The sequence below is a fragment of the Bradyrhizobium sp. WBOS08 genome (genome assembly GCF_024585125.1).
Lineage (GTDB): Bacteria > Pseudomonadota > Alphaproteobacteria > Rhizobiales > Xanthobacteraceae > Bradyrhizobium > Bradyrhizobium japonicum_B.
This window is the reverse complement of record NZ_CP028988.1, coordinates 2,308,621-2,330,884: the sequence shown is the minus strand read 5'-3', so window position 1 is coordinate 2,330,884 and position 22,264 is coordinate 2,308,621. Positions and strand designations below refer to the sequence as shown.

Here is a 22,264-nt window from a genome sequence, read left to right as displayed (position 1 = left end):
ATGTCCGTCCGCAACACCGTAAAATCCATCCAGGACATCATGCGCCAAGATGCTGGCGTTGACGGCGATGCCCAACGCATCAGCCAATTGTGCTGGATGTTTTTCCTCAAGATCATCGACGATCAGGACCAGGAACTCGAAGTCACTCAGGACAACTACCGCTCGCCGATCCCGAGAAAATACCAGTGGCGGTCCTGGGCAGCGAATCCGGAAGGCATTACCGGTGAAGAGCTGCTCGCGTTTGTAAATGGAGACATGTTCCCGGCCCTGAAGGGCCTCGCAGTCTCCAGCAAGTCTGGTGACCGCCGTCGCGTGGTCAAGGACGTTTTCGAAGACGCTTACAACTACATGAAATCCGGCCAGCTCATGCGGCAGGTCGTTAACAAGATCAACGATGTCGATTTCAACAACCTAACTGAAAGGCAGCATTTCGGCGACATCTACGAGCAGATCCTGAACGACCTGCAGTCGGCAGGCAACGCCGGCGAATATTACACGCCCCGTGCCGTCACCGCCTTCATGGCCGATCGCATCGACCCGCATCCCGGCGAAATCCTGTTCGATCCCGCGTGCGGCACCGGCGGCTTTCTGACCTGCGCCATCCGCCACATGGAAAAGAACTACGTCAAAACGCCCAAGCAGCGCGAAAAGATGCAGGGGGCCTTGCGGGCAGTCGAGAAGAAGCAGCTTCCGCACATGCTCTGCGTCACCAACATGCTGTTGCACGGCATCGAGGATCCGAGCTTCGTGCGTCACGACAACACTTTGGCCCGGCCACTGATTTCGTGGAGCAAGGATGATCGCGTCGATATCGTGCTGACTAATCCGCCATTCGGCGGTCGCGAGGAAGACGGCATTGAAAACAATTTTCCGACCTTCCGCACTAAGGAGACGGCCGACCTCTTCCTCGCCCTGATCGTGCGCTTGCTCAAGGCAGATGGTCGCGCCGCTGTGGTGTTGCCCGACGGCACGCTATTCGGCGAGGGGGTCAAGACACGGCTCAAAGAACACCTGATGGAGGAGTGCAATCTCCACACTATCGTCCGTTTGCCGAATTCCGTGTTTAAACCCTACGCGTCGATCGGCACCAACCTTCTGTTCTTTGAGAAGGGAACTCCGACCAAGGAAATCTGGTTCTATGAACACCGGGTGCCCGAAGGTCAGAAAGCCTATTCGATGACTAAACCGATCCGGACGGAGCATTTTCTGGGGTGCATCGAATGGTGGGGCGGTAAGGAGCGCAAGGGGCGCAAGGAGTCCCCGCAGGCTTGGCGCGTCACCGCCGAGGAGATCAAGGCGCGCGGCTATAATCTGGACATCAAGAACCCTCACGCCGTGGCCGACGAACACGGCGATCCGAAGACGCTCCTCGCGGATTTGGTCACTGCCGAGGCAGAGACGGCGGACCTGCGCGATCAGTTACGGGCGATTCTCGCCGAGGCGCTTGCCCGATGAATGCAGAACGTCTCCTGGCGCAATACGAACAAGTCGCCGATGCGCCCGACGCGGTCGCTCGCCTACGTCGTTTCATTCTCGATCTGGCCGTGCGCGGCAAACTGGTCACCCAAGATGTGCGCGACGAACCGGCGTCGGAATTGTTGAAGCGGATTGCGGCGGAGAAGCAGCGTTTGGTCAAGGTTGGCGAGATGGACAAGCAGAAGCCGCTTCTGCCCATCGGCGAGGACGCCGATTTCGCCATCCCGTCCTCTTGGTGTTGGACGAGGCTAGGGGCAATAGCCTCGTATATTCAGCGCGGAAAATCTCCCAAGTACGCAACCTCCGATGGCGCTCTTGTCGTGTCTCAAAGGTGTGTCCAATGGCGCGGGCTCGATCTGGCAGTCGCGAAGCAAGTGACATTGGATTCCCTGGCTGATTACGAGCAAGTGCGCTTTCTTCGCAGCGGCGATCTGCTTTGGAACTCGACCGGGACGGGAACGATAGGTCGCGTCGTTCGGCTCGTGGATCCTCCCGATAAGCTTGTTTGTGATAGCCACGTGACCGTAGTTCGGTGCTTGGAATGTGACCCTGAGTACATCCGCACCTGGCTTCGATCAGATCACGTTTACGCATTAATTGAAGACCGTGCCGCCGGTTCAACCAATCAGGTCGAACTCACGGCGCAAATGGCGATCAATCAAGTGGTTCCCCTCCCGCCCCTCGCTGAGCAACACCGCATCGTCGCTAAGGTCGACGAGTTGATGGCGTTGTGCGATCGCCTTGAGGCTGCGCGGCAAGCACGCGAGGCGGCGCGCGACCGATTGGCGTTGGCGAGCCTCAACCGTCTCAATGCGCCCGATTCTGAAACTTTCCAGGCCGCCGCCCGCTTCGCGCTCGACGCGCTGCCCGCGCTCACTACTCGCCCCGACCAGATCAAGCAGCTTCGCCAAGCCATCCTCAACCTCGCTGTGCGGGGCAGACTCGTGCGGCAAGACCCGAATGACGAACCGGCGGCGCAACTGTTAAAGCGAGTTGCGGGCGAGATTACTGCCTACGGCAAAGCCAATAGAATTGGGCAAACACAAGTCGAGCCAATCTCAGATGCTGATCTGCCATTCTCAGTCCCAAACGGCTGGCAGTGGACCCGCCTGTGCGCCTTATTCAAGGTCATCACTGATGGCGATCATCAACCGCCGCCTAAAGCTGATAAAGGTGTAGCTTTCCTAACAATCGGTAATGTCACAACCGGGCAACTGGATTTTACCGACTGTCGATTGGTACCGGAAACCTACTTCAAATCGCTCGCACCCTATCGAACGCCAGCCAAAGGTGACATCCTTTATACAGTTGTGGGCGCGACCTACGGTCGGCCGGCTCTCGTTGATACGGAACGCGACTTCTGTGTTCAACGACACATAGCGATCTTAAAGCCTGCCGCCGCGATGAGCTTACGCTTCCTTATGGCCTTGCTTGCGTCTCCGTTCATCTACGATCAGGCTAAGCGCAGCACAACGGGCACCGCGCAACCGACCATCGCGCTTCGGCCACTCCGAAACTTCATAGCACCCCTTCCGCCTCTTGCCGAACAACACCGCATCGTTGCCAAGGTTGATGCGCTGATGGCGCTGTGTGACCGGCTGGAAGCGAATCTCATCTCAGCTGCCGCCACTCGCCGCCGCCTTCTCGATGCGCTGTTCGCCGAAGCGTTGGCCCCGACTGAGGATCGCGAGTTGCAAGCGGCGGAATGATGGCAATATGCCACTGTTTTGCCCGACGACGCAAATGGCGCGCCGCCACGCGCGGCTGGCATCGCCCGCAGTCGACAACGGGAATAGTGACTGAAAGCCGATCGGCGGTGCCAACAACCCGGACTTCGTCATTGAAACCGTCGCTCCACGCGGGAATCTCGCGTAGCACCCCACCCAATTCCGGGCGCCACCTAACCCATTGATCTTGCAACCCCCGTCTACTGTGCATGGGGTTGTTTTCGCACTTTTGTTGTTCCATGCCATCACGCGACGCGTTCAACCGCCGCTGCACCCGATCCGCGGCCCCCACCAAGCGAGACCAACATGCACTCTTCCGCCAGCGGCTGGGGCAACGGACTTCTCGGCGTCATCATCTTCAGCGGCTCCTTGCCGGCGACGCGTGTCGCGGTCGGCGGCTTCTCCGCGCTGTTCCTGACGTCGATGCGCGCCGTGATCGCCGCGCTGATCGCTGTCGCCGTGCTCGGCCTGCTCCGTCAGGCCCGGCCGCAGCGGGGCGATCTCGCGTCCCTCGCCATCGTCGCCGTCGGCGTCGTGGTCGGCTTTCCCCTGCTGACCGCGCTCGCGCTCCAGCACATCACGTCCGCGCATTCGATCGTCTTCATCGGCCTGCTGCCGTTGTCGACGGCGATCTTCGCCGTGCTGCGCGGCGGCGAGCGGCCGCAGCCGCCGTTCTGGCTGTTCGCTGGCCTCGGCAGCGCGACAGTGGTGGGCTTCGCCCTGTCCGGCGACGGATCGGCCTCGCTGATCGGCGATCTCCTGATGGTCGCCGCAATCGTGCTGTGCGGCCTCGGCTATGCCGAAGGCGCGGCATTGTCGCGCCGGCTCGGCGGCTGGCAGGTGATCTCCTGGGCGCTGCTGCTGGCGCTGCCGCTGATGGTGCCGGTCGCGATCCTGACCTGGCCTCCATCCTGGAGCGGCGTCGGCGTGCCGGCCTGGATCGGGCTCGCTTACGTCTCGATCTTCAGCATGTTCGTCGGCTTCATCTTCTGGTATCGCGGCCTCGCGCTCGGCGGCATCGCACGCGTCGGCCAGCTGCAGCAGCTCCAGCCGTTCTTCGGCCTCGCGCTCGCAGGACTGCTGCTGCACGAGCCCGTCGCCTGGAGCATGATCGCCGCGACCATGCTCGTGGTCGCCTGCGTCTTCTTCGCGCGGCGGTTTGCGTGAGGGTTGGGCCTCACGGCTACTCTATCACCGTTTTCGTCAGCGCCGAGCGTGCGAACTTCTTCAGCGGCATCGGCTTGCCGAACAGGAAGCCCTGCACGAGGTCGAAGCCGAGCTCGTTGGCGACGACGAGGTCGGCGCGGCTCTCGACACCTTGCGCCACCGCGCGCGCGCCATAACCCTTCGCGAGCTCGACGATGTGACGGCACACCGTGCGCTTGAGCCGGTCGTTGCCGCTGCCGGTGACGAACTGGCGGTCGGCCTTCAGCTTGACGAAGGGAATCCGCTCCAGCTCCATCAGCGCCGGCCAGTTGGCGCCGAGATTGTCGATCGACAGGCCGATATTGTGCAGGCCGACCTCGCGCGCGACCTCGGTGAGAAGATCGAGGTCGCGGATCGCCTCCTCGCTGTCGATCTCGACGGTCAGGCCGCCGAAAGCCGGATGCGTCGGCACGCGGCGGCAGAGATCGCGCACCGCCTGCGGCTCCCTGAGATAGGAGGCGGGAAGGTTGATCGACAGATCGACCGGGCTCTGTTGCTCCAGCAGATAGTGCCAGTCCTGCATGGCGCGGTCGATCACGAACTCCGACAGGTCGCGCAGATGCGGATCGTGCGGCTCCGGAATGAAATAGGCCGGCGGCACGACGCCCCAGGTCGGATGCCGCATCCGCACCAGCGCCTCGGCGCCGCTGCGGACCAGCGTGCGCGCGTCGATCTTGGACTGGTACCACAGCTCCAGCCAGCCGGCATGCAGCGCTTCGCCGACATGGACCGCCGGGCTTGGCGCCGGCTCCTCCGGCAGCAGCATCGCCACGCGCTCGCGCAGCGTCTCGGCGGCAAAGGGCGTGGTCAGCGGCGGCAGCATGGCAAGGCCATATTCCTCGCCGACCTGCCGCACGGCCCTGACGATGATCGATTCGCGCGCGCCGACCGCCAGAACTTTTCCGGCGAAGGCCTCACGCACCAATATCTCCAGAAACCGTCCCGGCTCGATGCCGTCGGTGGCGACGCCGAGCAGGATCAGATCCGGCAATTCGCTGGCGAGCACGGTCTGCAATTCGTCCGCACTGGCGCATTCGCTGGTGACGAAGCCGAGATCCTCGAGCACTTCGCTGAGGAAGGCGCGCAAGTGACGCTTGCTGTCGGCCACGCAGGCCCGCGGCGTCACCTTTCGTCGCCCGAAGGTCACAGGCCTTCGGCCGACGAGTTCAACCATCCCATCGTTCATCTACACCACTCCCGTTCCGTGACGGTTTCTTAAACGGCGAGCGTGGGTTCAAATAAGGAGAGCTTCACATCGTTGTTGAATTATCTGAGTAACGTTAAACCCTGCAATTCGAGCTAATCTCTCGACAATCTGTTCGAAAAGCGTTCGCATACCTCAGCACCGCACGCGCAACGACTGTCAGCGCTCGCAGAATCGCCCGCACGCGATACCGGGAACGTCTGTTCGTCGACGGACGCAGGCGGCGGCGAGGCGGTGTGCCCTTTCGAGGCACCATCGACACATCCGAGGATGAATCGCAGCCGCTCGTTCGGACTGCGCCCGATGCAGCCGCGTGCATTGGGGCGAGCGACAGGCAAGCCGAACGACCCGCATGCGCGCGGGGCGGGCATGTTTTTGCTGACGCTCGCGATGGTTCTGCGACATCGCGGCTGCGCCTGCGGCCACGAATGTGAAGCGCATTACACGTGGATTGCCGCACTTGCGCTATTGCTCCGCGCAGCCGGTGGTGGACTGTCGAGGATTACGACCATGACGACACGGCGAATGATGTACTGGTGGTTCAGAATCGTGATGTCAGGGCGATTCCTCGACCGCTTCCTGTGCCTGCCGCGCGCGCATTAGGCGCCAGGTCAGCTCTGCCCGATCAATTTGCGAAACGCCGCGGCGCCGTCGTGCACCACGTCGCGCCCCTTCCAGGCGAGGTAAGTCAGCTTGCCCGAGAGCGTGTCGTGGCTCCGCAATCGACGCGATCCGAGGATGTGGCCGACATTGGACGGGAAGCGGCTCACCTCGGCCGACACCAGGGTCGCAATCGCGTCCATCAATTGCTGAAGGCGGACGCCCCATTCGCAGTTCTCGATGCCGTCGATGCGCACCTTGAGCGCATATTCGGTGTCGTAGATATCGGCGAGCAGATCGCGGGCGATCAGCACCCGATTGTGCCGGAGCGCGACACGAAGCGCGAGGCGCTTGTCGTCGAGCCGGTCGAGCACCATGTGGACGACGCAGGCATAGGGCGTGGCGGCGACATCACTGGCGCTCTTGCTTGCGGCAGCCTTGGTGGCGAGCCGCACCAATTGCCAGGACGTCGTCAGGCGCCTCGCCACCAGCGCCAGCGCGAAGGGCAGGGCTTCGGGGTGGGCCTTCTTGAAGGCGTCGAGCTGTGCGGTGATCTGAACCACCTGGCCGTCGTCGAACTTCGTGATTTTTTCGGGCAGCTTCTCGTTGAACTTCGGCAGCGCATCGCCGGCGCGCAGCACATGCAGCATCTTCCTGACGTCGTCGAAGGCGCTGCGCGAGGCGGTGTATTGCGCGAGCTTGCCGCGCGCGAACTCGGTGCTGTCCACTGATGCGAAGGTGCTCTCGAGAACCTTGACGACCTTGGTCTGGAAGGTCGAGGCGACCTTCAGGACCTCCTTCTGGTTGTTCACGGCGATCTGGTCGTTGATCGCCTTGATGTAGTCGCGCGCCATGGTCGGCAGCAGGTCGCGGCAGATCCACTCCCAGATCGGAGTGAGGGTGTTGCGCGAGATCCGTCCCATGTTGGCGTGCTCGGGCGCGCCGTCGATCAGCAGCAGCTCGAGCGGCGCGAAGAAATAGCGCGAAGGGCTGGTGGCGCGCGCCTGGGTCGATCCGTCCTTGCGAAATTCGGCGCGCAAGCGGGACTGGATCTCGCTCGAACCCGGCATGTCGATGCCGCACAGCTCGAGCCGCTCGAGCTCGCTGAGCAGACAGCTGCGAGACAGCGGCGTCAGCCGCTGCAAGAATTCCGACAGCCGATCGATCTCGTTCATGGCACGCAATCTTTCGCAGCGTTTCCCGCAGGCGTGCAGGTCAATGCGTGGGAGGCATTTGCGCGCTCTCAATCTCGCCAAGAGAAGCAAGTCGCCGTTAATTATTCCGTAAAATCCGGGGGGAGCGCGGCCGGACGGGGCGATCAGGGCCCGCCTGCTGTCCGATTCCGGCTGAATTCAACCTTCGCGGGGGCGGCCGCGGCCTCGCGCAAGCACAAATTGTGCCGATGCCGCCATTTTAGCGCAAAGCCGCCGAAATCACCGTAGTCTTACGGAGCAAAAAGTTAACCACAGGCCGCCCCCGGTTCCGGTAAACGAGTGACATGGGGTCACAGAATGATACGGCCACCGATTCGCGGCCGTCGGAATGGTACGACAACAGCGCCGCTCCAACCGAAGAGCTCGATTTGGTCCGCCTCGGCGCCGCCCGGGCCAAGGCAGCCGACGAAATGGCTGCGGCCATCGCCCGCGAGCTCAACGGCCCCCTGACTGCGCTGCTGCTCTATATGGGCGAGATCAAGCATCACAGCGATCAACTCGCGCCGGCGACCGGCGACCGAGCCTATTTGCAGCGGGTGGTCGAGAATGCGCTGGCACAGACCGAGCGCGTCTGCGCCCTGGTCAAGCAGCTTGCCGGCCCCGACAAGGGCGGCCTGCCGGTCCCGTCCAGCGCCGCGGACACGGACACGAAGGCCCTGCGCACACAGCAGAACCCGCGCGTGCCGAGCGCCGAGTTCCTCGGCCTGTCGGGCCAGAAGCGCCTCACCAAGCGCGAGCGCGAGGTGCTGAGGCTGATCAGCGAAGGATACTCGAACAAGCAGGGTGCGCTTCGGATGCAGATCAGTCCGCGCACCTTCGAGAGCCATCGTGCCGAGGCGATGCGCAAGCTCGGTGCGCGCAACACCGCGGACCTGGTCCGCGCGGCACTGCTGCATTCGATCGACTGAGGGGCCGCCGGTGGCGGCCCGGGCTCGGCGAAATCCGGTCGCGCTCAGAAATAGTCTTCTGCGAAGGGGCGTGCGCGCGAGGCGGGACGCAGCGGCTTGATCTCTTCCTTCGGCCCGTTCGGAATGATCGTGATGGTCCAGCGGGGCGGCATGCTCGATTCCTGCTCCAGCACCGAACGCACGAAGCCCGTCACCGTCGAGTCGCCAGCCTTCACCGTGGCCATCCGGCCGTTGAACTGTGCGATGCGGAAGCGGCGAACCTCTTTCTGGTCCGCAGTCTCAAAGGTGAACATGGACAACCCTCCTGGTTTGCCGCGACTATCGCCACCTATGATTAGCCATCTCTAAATATCCCAAGCCGTAGAAGTACGGCGGGAATGCACGCGCGGGTGGTCAGCGCGGCTCCTGCGCGCGCGCGGCGGCGTAAGCCGCATCCATCAGGTCCAGGAGATCGCCGAATTCGACATCGCCGAGTCTCTCCGCGGTCTTCTCCAGCGTCAGCGCCAGCGCCGCCAGCCTGACATAGCCGAACGTTCCGGCCGCGCTCTTGAGCGAATGCGCTTCGCGCGCGATCCTGCCATGGTGCTGGGCGAGCGCAAGCGTCCGGAATTGCTGCAGGCGCGCGGAGGTCTCGCTCCAGAATACCTCGCGCACCTCGCGGGCGCCGTCCTCGCCGATCTCGCGCACCAGCGCTTCGTATGCGCGCCCCTCGCGCGCAGGCTCGGCATCAAGCGCCTTCTGCGCGGGCGCGACGGTGACGTCTAACATCGTCTTGCAGCTTTGATCACGGGTCGTTTGCCGCGCGGCACGTGCCGGCGCGAGCGGCCCCCCGTGTCTACCGCACGCCGATTTCAGTTCCGGTAGCAGGACCTGAGGTGTTTGCAGGCCGGCATTAGCCGACGGTTCACCATGCGGCCGCGGTCAGCGCGCGCCGAGCAGCCGGTCGTACTGCGCCTTCACGGTGGCGTAGCATTCGCAGGCCGTCTGGCGCAGGCCGTCGAGGTTGAGGATCTGGATGTGGCCGCGGCTGTAATGGATGAAATTGGCCTGCTGCAACGTGTTGGCCACCAGCGACACGCTGTTGCGACGCGCCCCGATCATCTGCGCCATGGCCTCCTGGGTCAGCAGCAGCCGGTGATCGGCGGACAGATCATGCGTGTGCAGCAGGCAGCGCGCCAGCCGCGCTTCCACCGGATGGGCGGCATTGCAGCCCGCGGTCTGCTGCACCTGGGCATAAACCGCCAGCCCGTGGCGCGTCAGCAGGGTGCGCAGGGTGCTGCTCTGGTCGGCGGCGATCCGCAGCCGGTCGAGATCCATCACCGACGCAAGGCCCGGCATCAGCACGATGGCGGTGTTCAACGCGCTCGCATCGCCCATGGTCGAGAGCGTCCCGAGCAAGCTGTCGCGGCCGATCATGGCGACCTGAACATGTTCGCCCCTGGCGAGCTTCACCACCAGCGAGATGACGCCGCGGTGGGGAAAATAGGCGCGCTTCAGCGTCTCGCCGCTCTCGACCAGCACTGCGTCATGGGGCAGGTCGACTGTCCGCAGGTGCGGGCGGATCAATTCATAATCGTCTGGCGGAAGTGCGGAGAGGAAACCGTTGGACGAGCGCACCATCGTTTCCAAAGCTGCCTCCCGTGTCCTGCCGATTGCACCGCGCGATGCCCAAAGCCACCTGCGGCGCCGCAGCTTCGATCATGTTCCCCTCGGGATATGTTGGCAATTGGGACAAGATGTCCGCCCCGGCGATCGTTCCTGGATGCGAAGTTCATGCCGGTACACAATTATGGACTCAGCCGTCGTCACGGCACGGCTCCCACGAGGCGGAGATGGGAGACCTTCGCCATCGCATAGCACTCGCAAGACGTCGCCTGCAGCGCCCGCAGGTCGCGGATCTCGATGTGGCCTCGGCTGTAGTGGATGATGCCGGCGCGCTGGAGGTCATGCGCGACCAATGAGATGGCATTGCGCCGGACGCCGATCATCTGCGCCAGCGCCTCCTGGGTCAGCGGCAGGATTTCACCGGGGGAGAGGTCGCGGGCGCGCAAGAGCCAGCGCGCGAGCCGCGCCTCGACCGGGTGCAGCGTATTGCAGAGCAGCGACTGCTGCGCATGCGCGAGCAAGAATTGCTCGTGGCGCATGATCAGCTCGCGAAACGACGCGCTTGCTGCCGCGACGGCCCGGAAAGCTGCAATTTCCAGCACAGAAGCGGTCCCGGGAAACAGCACGGCCGCGTCCGACAGCGCGATGCCGTCGGCCAGCGCGGCGCCGCCGCCAACGACGCTGTCACGGCCGAGCATCGCAATCTCGATGGTCTGACCGTCGGACAGACCCACCGTGATCGAGACCGAGCCGGCATGCGGGAAGTGGACATATCTCAGCGCGGCACCCGCTTCACCCAAGACAGACTTCCTGACCATTTCGACCGTCGCCAGATGCGGACGCAGCAGCTCGAAAGCCGGCGGGTCGAGCAATTGCAGCAGCTGATTGGGCGGAGTTCCGCTTGCGGTCATGCAGTCAATCCGGCGGGGTTCGATGGAACAATTCTGCGGGCGTTCGTGGTTCAGTTGCGCGGCGAACACAAACTATTGTAAAGGTTGCATCGGGGTCCATATACCCGTTACAGGGCAGACAGGCCGTCCGATTTGCGGCCGAAATGAGAAGGGCGTCGATTCGCTCGTGAGCGGTCGCGTCTCCTGCAAGGGCATGCAGGAAAAAGCGGTAAGGGGGCCTCATGAGCCGGAAGCATTGCATCCGTGCCGCCATCGGGCGACTGATGACCTGCGCCCTCCCGTCCGTCGAACGCGTGACGATCGTCCAACATTGCCCTGAGCCCTGGCGCGCGATGGCCGCGCAGCTCGATTCCGTCGTCTCCGTCCTCCTCGGTCCGCCAACGACGTTTGCGGCCATTCCCTCTCTTGATCGAAAGCAAAGGAGAAAGGCGTGTCCTACGGTCCAATGATTGAAACGCCGAAGCCGGACGCTCACGAGAGGACCGAGGGTCGATACCATGTTCTCGTCGTCGACGACGACCCGATGGTGTGCATGGCCATCGAGATCTATCTTCAGCGCAACAATTTTCGAGTGACGATTGCCGATGGAGGTGAAGCCGGACTGCGCGCTCTCGAACATGCACAGGTCGACCTGATGATCGTCGATATCTTCATGCCGCACATGCGCGGGTTCGAATCGATCCGGCTCTTCCACGAGCGCGCGCCGGTCGTTCCGCTGATCGCGATGTCCGGCTACGCCTTCGCCGATCTGATTTCGCCTGCACCCGACTTCCTCCGGATGGCGCTGGAGCTCGGTGCCGCACGCTGTCTGCGCAAGCCATTCACGCCGCACGCGCTGCTCGCCGCCATCAACGATTGCCTGGCGGAGCATCGTGCCAACGGCGGCATGGCCGCGCGATTGGGTTAGCGCGGCGCCGGCCGCCATGACAACGAGGTAATCGTTCGTTTACCTCAAACGCCGGATCTGCAGCGCGGGGCGACAACGCGAAACCGAGCCTGCGAGCGCGTTGCCGCTCGCGCGCGGTCCGGTCCAACGTTCCGCACGCTGGCCCTATGGTCCTTCACGAGCAGGACTTTCCCGCGCGCTTCGCCCCGTCGTTGTCGTCGGTGCGTCACCGCATGCCTCCCGGCGCTGCGGCGCGCAGCCGGATTTGCCGAAAAGCGCTGCTGCCTTCCGCCGAACCCCAAACTTCTCTTCAATATCCGTATTAGCACGGAGGATGAAATTAACGGGACTGTGAAAGGGGTTGTCTAACGATCCAAGAGGAGGGCTTCCGTCCGTGCCAAGGATGGCTCAGGCGTCGAAGTCCGGATTCAAGTCGGTGTTCAGGTCAGTAAGGCGTAGCTCATGGATGATCTGTTGCGGGAGTTTTTGACGGAGACCAGCGAGAGCCTGGACACCGTGGACAATCAATTGGTGAAGTTCGAGCAGGAGCCGAACAACGCCAAGATCCTGGATAACATCTTCCGCCTGGTCCACACCATCAAGGGCACCTGCGGCTTCCTCGGCCTGCCACGGCTGGAAGCGCTGGCCCATGCCGGCGAGACCCTGATGGGCAAATTCCGTGACGGCATGCCGGTGACGGCCGAAGCCGTGACGGTGATCCTGTCCTCGATCGACCGCATCAAGGAGATCCTCGCAGGGCTCGAAGCCACCGAGGCCGAGCCCGAGGGTAACGACCGCGACCTCATCGACAAGCTGGAAGCGATGGTCGAGCAGGGCATGGCGGCCATGTCAGGCTCGGCGCAGCCGATGCCGTCAGCGTCGGCTTCGCCGATCGCGGCTGCTGGTAGTGCTGCTGCTCCCGTCGCGGACGCCCCGCCGCTGGCGCCGGAAGCCCCGGCTGCCGCACCCGCCAAGGAGATGGCCACGGGCACGCTGATCGATCAGACCCTGGAGCGTCCGCTGCGTCCGGGCGAGGTCTCGCTCGACGAGCTGGAGCGCGCCTTCCGCGAGACCGCGATCGAAGCGCCGGTGCCCGCGCCGGTTGCCAAGGCCGAAGTGAAGCCCGAAGTGAAGGCCGAGCCCGCTCCCGAAGCGCCGGCCGCCAAGGACGCAAAACCCGCCAGGGAGAAGGCCGCGCCGAAGAAGTCGATGGCCGACGAGGGCGCCGGCGAGGGCGCGTCCATCGCCAACCAGTCCGGCAACACCATCCTGGGCGATGGCGCCGTCATCATGATCATCGACCCCAACGGCATTGCCAAGGCGCTCGGCGCCGCCGGCTCCTCGGCCCATGACATGGGCGACGAGAACGGCGCTCATCACATTGGCTCGGGCGAGCAGACCACTTCGCTGCTCGTGTTCCGCGCCGGCTCCTCGCAGCCCAAGGCGGTCCCGCTCGGCCTCGTCACCCGGCTGGAAGAGCTGCCCGCCGACAAGATCGAGTTCTCCAACGGCCGCTACATGGTGCAGTACCGCGAGCAGCTGATGCCGCTCGTGGCCATGGAAGGCGTCACCATCGCCAGCCAGGGCGCCCAGCCGATCCTGGTGTTCGCCGACGACGGCCGCTCCATGGGCCTCGTCGTCGACGAGATCATCGACATCGTCGAGGAACGGCTCAACATCGAGGTCGGCGGCTCCTCCTCCGGCATTCTCGGCTCGGCCGTGATCAAGGGCCAGGCCACCGAGGTGATCGACGTCGGCCACTTCCTCCCCATGGCGTTCTCCGACTGGTTCACCCGCAAGGAGATGAAGCCGTCGCTGCACTCGCAGTCGGTGCTGCTGGTCGACGACTCAGCGTTCTTCCGCAACATGCTGGCCCCGGTGCTGAAGGCGGCCGGCTACCGCGTCCGCACCGCGCCGACCGCGCAGGAGGGTCTCGCCGCGCTGCGGGCCCAGAGCTTCGACGTGGTCCTGACCGACATCGAGATGCCCGACATGAACGGGTTCGAGTTCGCCGAGACCATCCGCGCCGACAACAATCTCGGTTCGATGCCGATCATCGGCCTCTCCGCGCTGGTGTCGCCGGCGGCGATCGAGCGCGGCCGCCAGGCCGGCTTCCACGATTATGTCGCCAAGTTCGACCGTCCCGGCCTGATCGCGGCGCTGAAGGAGCAGACCGCGGGCGCTGCCGGCGCCTCCGAGCTGAGCCGGGCGGCGGCGTAACCCAGGGGATCAGGAGACAGGCATGACCAGCAAGAAGACCCAGTCCGCCGAAGGCGCCATGGTCGAATACGTCACCGCGATGATCGGCGGCCAGCTGTTCGGGCTGCCGATCTCCCGCGTCCAGGACGTGTTCATGCCCGAGCGCGTCACCCGCGTGCCGCTGTCCTCGCGCGAGATCGCTGGCGTGCTCAATCTGCGCGGCCGCATCGTCACCGTGGTCGACATGCGCGCCCGTCTCGGCCTGCCGCAGCCCGAGGACGGCAAGGTGCCGATGGCGGTCGGCGTCGACCTGCGCGGCGAATCCTACGGCCTTCTGATCGACCAGATCGGCGAGGTGCTGCGCCTGCCCGAAGCCGGCATGGAAGAGAACCCCGTCAACCTCGATCCCCGCATGGCCAAGCTCGCCGGCGGTGTCCACCGCCTCGACGGACAGCTCATGGTCGTCCTCGACGTCGATCGCGTCCTCGAGCTCGAAACCAAAGTGCAGATGGCCGCGTGAGCCAACGAAACATCGGAGCCGGAGAACCGAAATGAAAACCTGCTTGGTGGTCGATGATTCCAGCGTGGTGCGGAAGATCGCGCGCCGGATCCTGGAGGGCCTGGAATTCGAGGTGACCGAGGCCGAGGACGGCTCGAAGGCGCTCGAGATCTGCCAGCGGCAGCTGCCCGACGCGGTGCTGCTCGACTGGAACATGCCCGTGATGGACGGTTTCGAATTCATGGGCCACATGCGCCGCCTGCCCGGCGGCGACCAGCCCAAGGTGGTGTTCTGCACCACCGAGAACAATGTGGCTCATATCGCCCAGGCGCTCAGCGGCGGCGCCAACGAGTACATCATGAAGCCCTTCGACAAGGACATCATCGCCGACAAGTTTGCTGAAGTCGGCTTGCTCCCGGTCGGACAAGCCATGGCCTGAGCGAATCTGGCCCGCGCATCTGGTCAGAATGTTCCAGTACAGCTTCGAAGAGGCTACCAGTGACCCCGACCGAGTATGAGTACCTGCGTAAGTTCCTGAAGGACAATTCCGGTCTCGACCTGTCCGCAGACAAGCAATATCTGATCGAAAGCCGCCTGCTGCCGCTGGCCCGCAAGGCCGGGCTCTCCGGCATCGCCGAGCTCGTGCAGAAGCTGCAAAGCGGCTCGCGTCAGCTGATCACCGACGTGGTCGAAGCCATGACCACCAACGAGACCTTCTTCTTCCGCGACAAGGTCCCGTTCGATCATTTTCGCGACACCATCATGCCCGAGATCATCAAGGCGCGTGCCGGCAAGCGCAGCGTGCGGATCTGGTGCGCCGCCGGCTCGACCGGGCAGGAGCCCTATTCGCTGGCGATGTGCCTGAAGGAGATGGGCGCGGCCCTCACCGGCTGGCGCATCGAGATCATCGCGACCGATCTGTCGCAGGAGGTGCTGGAGAAGGCCAAGGCCGGAATCTACAGCCAGTTCGAGGTGCAGCGCGGCCTGCCGATCCAGATGCTGGTCAAATATTTCAAGCAGACCGGCGAGACCTGGCAGGTCAATCCCGAATTGCGGGCGATGATCCAGCATCGCCAGCTCAACCTGCTGCACGACTTCTCCCAGCTCGGCACGTTCGACGTCATCTTCTGTCGCAACGTGCTGATCTATTTCGACCAGGACACCAAGATCAACATCTTCAACCGGCTGGCGCGCCAGATCGAGCCCGATGGCTTCCTGGTGCTGGGCGCGGCCGAAACCGTGGTCGGTCTGACCGATACGTTCCGCCCGATTACGGACCGGCGCGGCCTCTACAAGCCGAACGATCCGCGTGCCGCAGCCGCCAAGCCGGTCCTCGCCGGCGCGGCGCCGCGCCTCGCGGTGATGGCAGGACGATAGACATGGCCGAGGATGGCAAGGGTACCGAACGCGTGACTTTCAGTCGCGGCTATGATGTCTGCATCATGGCCATCGACGGCACTTGGCGCCGCGACTGCAAGCTCAACGCGATCTCCGACACCGACGCCATTCTCACGGTGGAAGGCTCGATTCAGGGATTGAACCTGAAGGAGTTCTTCCTGCTGCTGTCGTCCACCGGCCTTGCCTATCGCCGCTGCGAGCTGGTCCGCGTCAACGGCGCCGAAATGGACATCCAGTTCCTGCGCGGCAAGAACAGGAAGAAGCGCGGCGCGGCCGGCGGCCACGACGCCGCGGCGTGATCCGCCCGCGTCCGTCGCCGTCCTTTCCGATCTCTTGCTTCACACTTTCTGAAGATTTCGAAGCGAATTCGCGCCGGCAGCTTTACGTGGCCTCAGCGCGAACATTGTATCCGTTGACCGTCTCAATCTCAGGATACGGAAATGCCCAGAAGTCCTCTTTCGCCCATGACGTCCAACCTGCCCGACGGCGCTGAGCGGCGTGCGCTTCAGCTTCTGGTGGTCGATGACGACGCCACGCAGCGCAGCCTGATCACCGTCGCCGCCAAGCAGGCCGGGCACGAAGTCACCGTGGCGCCGTCCGTGGCGAATGCGATCGAGAAGCTGCGCACCGCCCGCTTCGATTGCGTGACGCTGGATCTCGTGCTGGAGGATGGCGACGGCATCGACGTGCTGCGCGAGATGGCGGCGGCGAAGTTCGGCGGCGCCGTGATCGTCATCAGCGGCATGGACGGCAAGCGCCGCAGCGCCGCTCGCAGCTTCGCCCGGTCCGTCGGGATCGAGCTCCAGAGCCTGCCGAAGCCGCTCGACCTTGCGGCCCTGCGCATCAGCCTCGCCAATCTTGGCAAGATCGCCATGGGCCTTCCCGCGATCCACACCTGGGGCGGTGTCGCCACCGACGCGATCGTGGAACGGCACCGCGCTTAGGGCTCGCGGATTTGCCATGCGGTCGGCGTTCAGCGCCGATCGCGCTCTATGTCGGGTTGCTGAATTCCGACAGCTGTCGCAGGGCTTGGCCGAGTTCAGCCCGGCAGGCGTTGAGGGCGGCGCTGGCCGTGGCATAACGGGGCGTCACGTCGTCGAGCACCACAATCTCGCTGGAACCCGAAACACCGCCGGCGTCTTCTTCTTCCATGGCCGCGTCGATCAGACGCATACTGAGGTCGATGCGCGCGATCAGGGAGCGAAGTTCGGCTGCAATCAACTGACGGCTGTCGGTGTCGGCCATCGCGGCGAGCGGGGGTGTGCCAGCGTAATTTAGCATGGATATTCTCCGTCCCCCGCAATAAGGCACCTTGCCGCTACTTGTGCGTTAAGACCATGTCCCGTACAAATACGGGTGGGCCGAATCCGCGCCGATTGCCATAACGGTTGGCGCGGACGCGAGTCCTTCATGCCAACCGGATGTGGCACATGGCCGAACAAAGCTCTCGCGGTGAAATCTTCGTGGTCGACGACGACCCTGCCGTTCGCGACACTCTGTCGATGGTGTTGAAGGCGGCGGGTTATGAGGTGATCTGTTTCGCGGACGGCGCAGCGCTGCTCTCCGTCGCGCGCAACCGCACGCCGGCGGCAATCCTGCTCGACGTGCACATTCCCGGAAAGTCGGGGCTCGACATTCTGAAGGAGCTGCAGGGCGAGGATTATCCGGCGCCGATCTTCATGATCTCCGGACAGGGCGACATCACGATGGCGGTGGGCGCGATCAAGAGCGGCGCGCTCGACTTCATCGAGAAGCCGTTCCGCGGCAGCGAGATCGTCGGCCGGCTCGACGAGGCGATCGGCGCCTATGCACGCAGGCAGGCGGAGAATGCCTCGCCGAAATTCGGCTCGCTGCATTTCCCCGGACGCGAGCCGCTGACGCGCAGGGAGCGCGAGGTGCTCGAGCAGTTTGCTTCCGGCGCGTCCAACAAGGAAGCCGGCCGCACGCTCGGCATCAGCCCGCGCACGATCGAGGATCACCGCGCCAACATCATGAAGAAGCTCGGCGCGCGCAACGCCGCCGATCTAATCCGCATCGTGATGACCGCGGCCCAGCGCGCGTCGTAGGCGACGGGCGCTCTCTCCGTGCCCCGGACGCGGTGCATCATGAAATGATGCGCCGCTGAGCCGGGGCCCATCTCTCAATTTCACTGCTGACAGTTCTAGGTCCCGGCTCTGCGCCGCAGCGTTCCACGCTGCGCCTTGTCCGGGACACGAAATCGCGCCTTACGCCTGCAACGCCTTGCGGATGATCCGCGCCAGATCCGATTTGCGATAGGGCTTGGCCAGCAGCATCACGCCGGAATCGAGCCGGCCGTGATGGATGATCGCGTTCTCGGTATAGCCCGACGTGTAGACCACCTTGAGATCGGGCCGCGTCTTCATCAGCTCGTCGGCAAGCTGCCGTCCGTTCATCTTGCCGGGCATGATGACGTCGGTGAACAGAAGGTCGAACGGCTTTCCGGCGGCGACGATCGCGAGCGCCTCCGCGGCATTCGCGGCCTGTAAGGGGACGTAGCCCAGCGAATGCAGCTGCGCCAGCACGTAGTCGCGCACCAGCCTGTCGTCCTCGACCACCAGGATCGTCTCGTGCCCGCCCTCGATGGCCGCCGGCGTCACGCCCTCGCCGGCCGCCGTCGGCGTCTTGCCGGGCGGCAGGTACATCTTGATCGTGGTGCCGTGGCTTTCCTCGCTGTAGATCTTGATGTGGCCCGCGGACTGCTTGATGAAGCCGTAGACCATCGACAGGCCGAGCCCGGTGCCCTTGCCCGGCCCCTTCGAGGTGAAGAATGGATCGAACACCCTGGTCAGCAGGTTCGCGGGAATTCCGGTGCCGGTGTCGCTCACGGCGATCAACACATAGTGCCCCGGCGACACGTCGTTCGCGTTGGCGTAGGCCTCGTCGAGATAGGCGGCGCCGGTCTCCAGGATCAGCTTGCCGCCGCCGGGCATGGCGTCGCGGGCATTGAGCGCGAGGTTGAGGATCGCGGTGGTGAGCTGGTTGGGATCGACGATCGCGACGCAGTTCTCATCCTCGAACACGGATTCGATCTGGATCTGCTCGCCCAGCGTCGGCCGCAACAGCTTCGCGGTGTCGACCACCAGCGAATTGATGTCGATCTCGCGCGGCTGGAGCGGCTGCTTGCGCGCGAAGGCGAGCAGGTGCTGGGTCAGGTCGGCGCCGCGCGCGGCCGCCTCGTCGATCATCTTCGTGATGGCCGCAAGCTGCGGCTCCTTCTCGACGGCTTCCGCGAGGATCTCGATCGTCCCGGTGATGACGGTGAGGATGTTGTTGAAATCGTGCGCGACGCCGCCGGTGAGCTGGCCGATCGCCTCCATCTTCTCGGCGTGACGGATGCGTTCCTCGGCGGCGATCTTGTCGGTGAGGTCGCGGTAGAAGATGTTGAACAGCAGGCCCTCGCGGCGCTTCAGCGCGGTGACGCTCAGCTCGGCCTTGAATTCCTTGCCGTCGCGGCGGCAGCACATCAGCTCGCGGCGCCGGTTCAGCGTCCTGCCGCTCTCGCTCGCCAGGAACTGCGTCAGACCCGCCCTAACCCGCTCGCGCTGGCTCTCCGCGACGATGAGGTCGATCGTGCTCTTGCCGAGCACTTCCTCGCGGCGCCAGCCGAACAGCTGCTCGGCCTGCGAGTTCCAGTTCAGGATGCTGCCGGTCTCGTCGGTCTGGACGAAGGCGTCGAGCGAGGTCTCGATGATGTTGCGGGCGAGCCGCTCGCTCTCGCGCAGCGATTCCTGCGCGAGCCGCGCTTCCGTCATGTCGCGTCCCACGAAGAAGAAGCGATGCGCCTGCTCGGACCAGCTGCCGAGCCAGGACAGCCAGACCTCGTGTCCGCCCTTGTGGAAGCAGCGCGTGTCGTCGATCTTGGGACGCTCGCCGCGCCGCATCGCGCGCATCTCGGCGCGGGATCGCTCCAGAAAATCCGGATGAATGAAGTCGGCGCCGCTGCGGCCGATCATCTCCTCGGGCCGATAGCCGAGGATGGTCGCGCTGCTCGGACTGATCTGTGCGATATGGCCCCGCGCATCCATGATCATGATCAGGTCCTGCGAGGTGTCGAAGATCTGCCGGCGCTCCTCGAGCTGCTGCTGCAGCTGCCGCTCGGCCCGCCGCGCCTCGGTGAGGCTGTGCGCGGTCCCGGAGACGCCGATGATCTCGCCGGACGGACCTTTGATCGGCGACAGGCTGAGCGAGATTTCGACCGGCGTGCCGTCCTTGCGCAGGCGCACCGTCTCGAAGCGTTCGATCGGCTCGCCGCGCGCGATCCGCGCCAGGTAGTCCTTGCCCTGCTCGCGGCGGTCCGCCGGCACGATGATCGACGTCGGCTTGCCGATCGCCTCGTCCGCCGAATAGCCGTACAGACGCTCGGCGGCCGGATTCCAACCCGTGATGACGGCATCGAGCGTCTGCATCACGATCGCATCGTCGGAGGATTCGATCGCGGCGCTGAACAGGCGCTCGCGCGCCGCGTGATGGCTGCGCGCGGCCTCGGTGCGGCGATGCTCCTCGATCTCGCGTTCGAGCGCAGCGGTCTTCACCCGGGTTTCCTCGACCATCTGCGCGAAGGCCCGCGCCAACACGCCGGTCTCGCCGCCGGCATCGACGGGGATGTCCGCCGGGCGCCCACTGCCGATGGCCTGGACTGCTGCGGTCAAGCGGCCGATCGGACGCGTGAGCGAGCGCGCCAGCAGCACCGCCAGCACGGCTGCAGCGACAACGGCCAATATGCCGACCAGCAGGGACGTCTTCTGGATCGCTGCCGGTACGAGGCCGAACACGGGCGCGGGAATTGTCTCGATGACGGCGACCCATTCCTTGCCGGCAAGCAGCGCAGGGGCAATGGCCGCGCCGCTCGGCCGGCCCGACCCATCGGTCATGAGGCGCGTGGATATGTCCTGCGTGCCGGTCAGAGCCGCGAAGTAAGGGAAGTCCTTGCGCCAGTCGCCGGGACGGTCGCGCAATGTGCCCAATTCGCGCGCGCGATCGGGATGAACGAGATAGTCGCCGTGCGAATTCACGACGTAGATCTCTCCTCCCGAGGCCGCCGTCGCGCGGACCTGGTCGAGCGCCGGCCGCATGTCGATATTGGCGACGATGATGCCGAACGGCTTGCCGTCCGGTGCGAATAGCGGCGTCCCCACCCGGAGAGTCGGGATGTGAGGAGTCGTGGTGCCCCCTTGGCGGGTGGCGAGATCGACGGGTGACACATAGATCTCGCCAGACGGCAGCCGGATCGTTTGCTGAAAGTACGGTCGGTCGCTCTTGCTCTCCAGCTCGTTGTCCGGGGCGATCCGGGCGGTTCCGTTCGGTCCGGAGCGATCGACACGAACGAGCTCGCGCTGGTCGTTATCGATGCCGATGATCCGAAACTGCCCATAGATGGGTTTGGCCTCGATCTCGGCCGCGAGCCGCGTGGCGATACGCTCGCGCCAGGTTTGCTCCGAGACGCCGTCGGCCGGATCGGTGCCGCCGCCGGTGTGGGCGCGGATGAGGCCCTGGATGGCCGCCGCGGCGCGATAGCCGATCAGGTCGCCGCGCGCTCCGGAAACGTAGGATTCCAAATTGGCTGCCAGCAGGCGCGACTGGGCCTCGACCCGTTCCAGGACCCGCGGAATGACCGCTTGCGTGGTGTTGCGGTAGCCCAGCCAGCCGACCGCGGCCACGGTGACCGCCACCAGCAGGATCATGGCGACGGCGAGCCGCGTGGCGAGTGTCATGGGAATGCGCGCAGGACTTCCCGGATGATCGCGGCCGATCCGGCCTGAAGCAGAGGAGGCCTCGTTATCGGCGGCCGGAGCTGACATCGGACCCCTCCGGCTCGCCCGCCTTCAGGCAGCCATCGACTGCGGCGAGCAGTGCGCCGGGCCGGAATGGCTTCTGCAGGCTTGCCACCGCGCCGAGCTTGGTCGCCATATTCAGGAAATCGGGTTCCGCATAGGCATCCGGCGCGGCCGAGCGGCCGGAAATGACGATGATGGGAATGGCCGGGGCCAACGCCCGGATGTGACGCATCGTCTCCAGCCCATCCATGCCAGGCATGAAAATGTCGAGGAACAGCAGATCGAACCGGCCGGCCTCGAACAGCGCCAGCGCCTTGCGGCCATCGCCGGCGAGGCTGACCTGATGACCGGCCCTCTCCAGGAGCAGCCGGATCGTGATCTGAACGGCCGGGTCGTCATCCACGATCAGGATGTTGGCCACGTCTAAATTCCTCCGCGCCGGCCGGGACATTCCCATCGGCGCAAATCAAACCATTAAAGATGAAATTGTTGCGCGGATTCCGCCCGGCCTGCAAGCACTTCGCGCGATGACGCTCCCGGTCGGCGGCTGTTGCTTCGTATCGCAATATATGCACGTTTTCGTGCATAGCGGAAGGCTGGGCCTGGCGCATCCGACCACTTGCGAGGAGTGAGCGG

General features: G+C 64.5%; 21 protein-coding genes. 12 read left to right on the top strand and 9 right to left on the bottom strand.

Annotation, left to right across the window (positions count from 1 at the left end):
- From DCM80_RS11180 to DCM80_RS11170, 3 genes are all read left to right on the top strand, one after another.
- Nucleotides 1-1,455 carry a class I SAM-dependent DNA methyltransferase gene (locus DCM80_RS11180; RefSeq protein WP_257197004.1) on the top strand — a complete coding sequence of 485 codons (1,455 nt, stop codon included), beginning with the start codon at nt 1-3 and terminating at the stop codon, nt 1,453-1,455.
- Nucleotides 1,452-3,185 (top strand): restriction endonuclease subunit S, encoded by a 1,734-nt coding sequence (locus tag DCM80_RS11175; RefSeq protein ID WP_257197003.1) that lies wholly within the window; start codon nt 1,452-1,454, stop codon nt 3,183-3,185. Before DCM80_RS11180 ends, DCM80_RS11175 begins: the two co-directional genes overlap by 4 nt.
- 324 nt (nt 3,186-3,509) lie before the next feature.
- Nucleotides 3,510-4,370, top strand: a complete 861-nt coding sequence (locus DCM80_RS11170) for a DMT family transporter (RefSeq protein ID WP_257197001.1) — start codon at nt 3,510-3,512, stop codon at nt 4,368-4,370.
- 16 nt (nt 4,371-4,386) lie between these two features.
- Here DCM80_RS11170 and DCM80_RS11165 read toward each other — a convergent pair whose 3' ends face one another.
- Entirely contained in the window at nt 4,387-5,595 is a 1,209-nt protein-coding gene (locus DCM80_RS11165) for an EAL domain-containing protein (protein ID WP_257197000.1), read from the bottom strand.
- A gap of 629 nt (nt 5,596-6,224) precedes the next feature.
- Nucleotides 6,225-7,388, bottom strand: coding sequence for a hypothetical protein (locus DCM80_RS11160; RefSeq protein WP_257196998.1), 1,164 nt, complete (start codon nt 7,386-7,388; stop codon nt 6,225-6,227).
- 323 nt (nt 7,389-7,711) lie between these two features.
- Between DCM80_RS11160 and DCM80_RS11155 the strand changes: the two genes are divergently transcribed.
- Nucleotides 7,712-8,335, top strand: coding sequence for a LuxR family transcriptional regulator (locus DCM80_RS11155; protein WP_257196997.1), 624 nt, complete (start codon nt 7,712-7,714; stop codon nt 8,333-8,335).
- A 44-nt stretch (nt 8,336-8,379) separates the two neighbouring features.
- Here the strand turns inward: DCM80_RS11155 and DCM80_RS11150 are convergent, their stop codons facing one another.
- The 4 genes from DCM80_RS11150 to DCM80_RS11135 form a co-directional block, all read right to left on the bottom strand.
- Entirely contained in the window at nt 8,380-8,628 is a 249-nt protein-coding gene (locus DCM80_RS11150; protein WP_028133218.1) for a hypothetical protein, read from the bottom strand.
- A gap of 100 nt (nt 8,629-8,728) precedes the next feature.
- Nucleotides 8,729-9,103 (bottom strand): Hpt domain-containing protein, encoded by a 375-nt coding sequence (locus DCM80_RS11145; RefSeq protein ID WP_257196993.1) that lies wholly within the window; start codon nt 9,101-9,103, stop codon nt 8,729-8,731.
- A gap of 153 nt (nt 9,104-9,256) precedes the next feature.
- The gene (locus tag DCM80_RS11140; RefSeq protein ID WP_257197929.1) at nt 9,257-9,955 is read right to left on the bottom strand and encodes a Crp/Fnr family transcriptional regulator; all 699 of its coding nucleotides are present in this window, start codon (nt 9,953-9,955) and stop codon (nt 9,257-9,259) included.
- Between the two features lie 185 nt (nt 9,956-10,140).
- Nucleotides 10,141-10,851, bottom strand: coding sequence for a Crp/Fnr family transcriptional regulator (locus tag DCM80_RS11135; RefSeq protein WP_257196992.1), 711 nt, complete (start codon nt 10,849-10,851; stop codon nt 10,141-10,143).
- A gap of 445 nt (nt 10,852-11,296) precedes the next feature.
- Between DCM80_RS11135 and DCM80_RS11130 the strand changes: the two genes are divergently transcribed.
- From DCM80_RS11130 to DCM80_RS11100, 7 genes are all read left to right on the top strand, one after another.
- Nucleotides 11,297-11,758, top strand: a complete 462-nt coding sequence (locus DCM80_RS11130) for a response regulator (RefSeq protein WP_373569413.1) — start codon at nt 11,297-11,299, stop codon at nt 11,756-11,758.
- A gap of 441 nt (nt 11,759-12,199) precedes the next feature.
- Nucleotides 12,200-13,957: a response regulator gene (locus DCM80_RS11125; protein ID WP_257196990.1), complete on the top strand. Its 1,758-nt coding sequence runs from the start codon at nt 12,200-12,202 to the stop codon at nt 13,955-13,957.
- A gap of 22 nt (nt 13,958-13,979) precedes the next feature.
- Nucleotides 13,980-14,456: a chemotaxis protein CheW gene (locus tag DCM80_RS11120; protein WP_212088930.1), complete on the top strand. Its 477-nt coding sequence runs from the start codon at nt 13,980-13,982 to the stop codon at nt 14,454-14,456.
- Between the two features lie 31 nt (nt 14,457-14,487).
- On the top strand, nt 14,488-14,874 hold the full coding sequence (locus DCM80_RS11115; protein WP_028133211.1) for a PleD family two-component system response regulator: 387 nt from the start codon (nt 14,488-14,490) through the stop codon (nt 14,872-14,874).
- Between the two features lie 59 nt (nt 14,875-14,933).
- On the top strand, nt 14,934-15,812 hold the full coding sequence (locus DCM80_RS11110; protein ID WP_257196988.1) for a protein-glutamate O-methyltransferase CheR: 879 nt from the start codon (nt 14,934-14,936) through the stop codon (nt 15,810-15,812).
- Between the two features lie 2 nt (nt 15,813-15,814).
- The gene (locus DCM80_RS11105; RefSeq protein WP_027563592.1) at nt 15,815-16,132 is read left to right on the top strand and encodes a hypothetical protein; all 318 of its coding nucleotides are present in this window, start codon (nt 15,815-15,817) and stop codon (nt 16,130-16,132) included.
- A gap of 141 nt (nt 16,133-16,273) precedes the next feature.
- Nucleotides 16,274-16,777 (top strand): response regulator, encoded by a 504-nt coding sequence (locus DCM80_RS11100; RefSeq protein ID WP_126260585.1) that lies wholly within the window; start codon nt 16,274-16,276, stop codon nt 16,775-16,777.
- A gap of 46 nt (nt 16,778-16,823) precedes the next feature.
- On the opposite strand, the gene DCM80_RS11095 is transcribed toward DCM80_RS11100, so the two are convergent.
- The gene (locus DCM80_RS11095) at nt 16,824-17,114 is read right to left on the bottom strand and encodes a hypothetical protein (RefSeq protein ID WP_257196987.1); all 291 of its coding nucleotides are present in this window, start codon (nt 17,112-17,114) and stop codon (nt 16,824-16,826) included.
- A 149-nt stretch (nt 17,115-17,263) separates the two neighbouring features.
- On the opposite strand from DCM80_RS11095, the gene DCM80_RS11090 reads away from it, so the two are divergent.
- Nucleotides 17,264-17,899: a response regulator transcription factor gene (locus DCM80_RS11090; protein ID WP_257178827.1), complete on the top strand. Its 636-nt coding sequence runs from the start codon at nt 17,264-17,266 to the stop codon at nt 17,897-17,899.
- 159 nt (nt 17,900-18,058) lie between these two features.
- Here the strand turns inward: DCM80_RS11090 and DCM80_RS11085 are convergent, their stop codons facing one another.
- Both DCM80_RS11085 and DCM80_RS11080 read right to left on the bottom strand, forming a co-directional pair.
- Nucleotides 18,059-21,652 (bottom strand): PAS domain S-box protein, encoded by a 3,594-nt coding sequence (locus tag DCM80_RS11085; protein ID WP_257196985.1) that lies wholly within the window; start codon nt 21,650-21,652, stop codon nt 18,059-18,061.
- Complete coding sequence (locus tag DCM80_RS11080; protein ID WP_257178825.1) at nt 21,630-22,049, bottom strand: response regulator; 420 nt, start codon at nt 22,047-22,049, stop codon at nt 21,630-21,632. Before DCM80_RS11080 ends, DCM80_RS11085 begins: the two co-directional genes overlap by 23 nt.
- Nucleotides 22,050-22,264: the final 215 nt, after the last annotated feature.

Bases quoted from the DNA above. Each gene is read 5' to 3' on its own strand.
- DCM80_RS11150 (WP_028133218.1), bottom strand. From the start codon at position 8,628: ATGTTCACCTTTGAGACTGCGGACCAGAAAGAGGTTCGCCGCTTCCGC.
- DCM80_RS11100 (WP_126260585.1), top strand. From the start codon at position 16,274: ATGCCCAGAAGTCCTCTTTCGCCCATGACGTCCAACCTGCCCGACGGC.
- DCM80_RS11090 (WP_257178827.1), top strand. From the start codon at position 17,264: ATGGCCGAACAAAGCTCTCGCGGTGAAATCTTCGTGGTCGACGACGAC.
- DCM80_RS11155 (WP_257196997.1), top strand. From the start codon at position 7,712: ATGGGGTCACAGAATGATACGGCCACCGATTCGCGGCCGTCGGAATGG.
- DCM80_RS11165 (WP_257197000.1), bottom strand. From the start codon at position 5,595: ATGAACGATGGGATGGTTGAACTCGTCGGCCGAAGGCCTGTGACCTTC.
- DCM80_RS11125 (WP_257196990.1), top strand. From the start codon at position 12,200: ATGGATGATCTGTTGCGGGAGTTTTTGACGGAGACCAGCGAGAGCCTG.
- DCM80_RS11130 (WP_373569413.1), top strand. From the start codon at position 11,297: ATGATTGAAACGCCGAAGCCGGACGCTCACGAGAGGACCGAGGGTCGA.
- DCM80_RS11115 (WP_028133211.1), top strand. From the start codon at position 14,488: ATGAAAACCTGCTTGGTGGTCGATGATTCCAGCGTGGTGCGGAAGATC.
- DCM80_RS11135 (WP_257196992.1), bottom strand. From the start codon at position 10,851: ATGACCGCAAGCGGAACTCCGCCCAATCAGCTGCTGCAATTGCTCGAC.
- DCM80_RS11145 (WP_257196993.1), bottom strand. From the start codon at position 9,103: ATGTTAGACGTCACCGTCGCGCCCGCGCAGAAGGCGCTTGATGCCGAG.
- DCM80_RS11180 (WP_257197004.1), top strand. From the start codon at position 1: ATGTCCGTCCGCAACACCGTAAAATCCATCCAGGACATCATGCGCCAA.
- DCM80_RS11105 (WP_027563592.1), top strand. From the start codon at position 15,815: ATGGCCGAGGATGGCAAGGGTACCGAACGCGTGACTTTCAGTCGCGGC.
- DCM80_RS11085 (WP_257196985.1), bottom strand. From the start codon at position 21,652: ATGTCAGCTCCGGCCGCCGATAACGAGGCCTCCTCTGCTTCAGGCCGG.
- DCM80_RS11095 (WP_257196987.1), bottom strand. From the start codon at position 17,114: ATGCTAAATTACGCTGGCACACCCCCGCTCGCCGCGATGGCCGACACC.
- DCM80_RS11120 (WP_212088930.1), top strand. From the start codon at position 13,980: ATGACCAGCAAGAAGACCCAGTCCGCCGAAGGCGCCATGGTCGAATAC.
- DCM80_RS11170 (WP_257197001.1), top strand. From the start codon at position 3,510: ATGCACTCTTCCGCCAGCGGCTGGGGCAACGGACTTCTCGGCGTCATC.
- DCM80_RS11140 (WP_257197929.1), bottom strand. From the start codon at position 9,955: ATGGTGCGCTCGTCCAACGGTTTCCTCTCCGCACTTCCGCCAGACGAT.
- DCM80_RS11160 (WP_257196998.1), bottom strand. From the start codon at position 7,388: ATGAACGAGATCGATCGGCTGTCGGAATTCTTGCAGCGGCTGACGCCG.
- DCM80_RS11175 (WP_257197003.1), top strand. From the start codon at position 1,452: ATGAATGCAGAACGTCTCCTGGCGCAATACGAACAAGTCGCCGATGCG.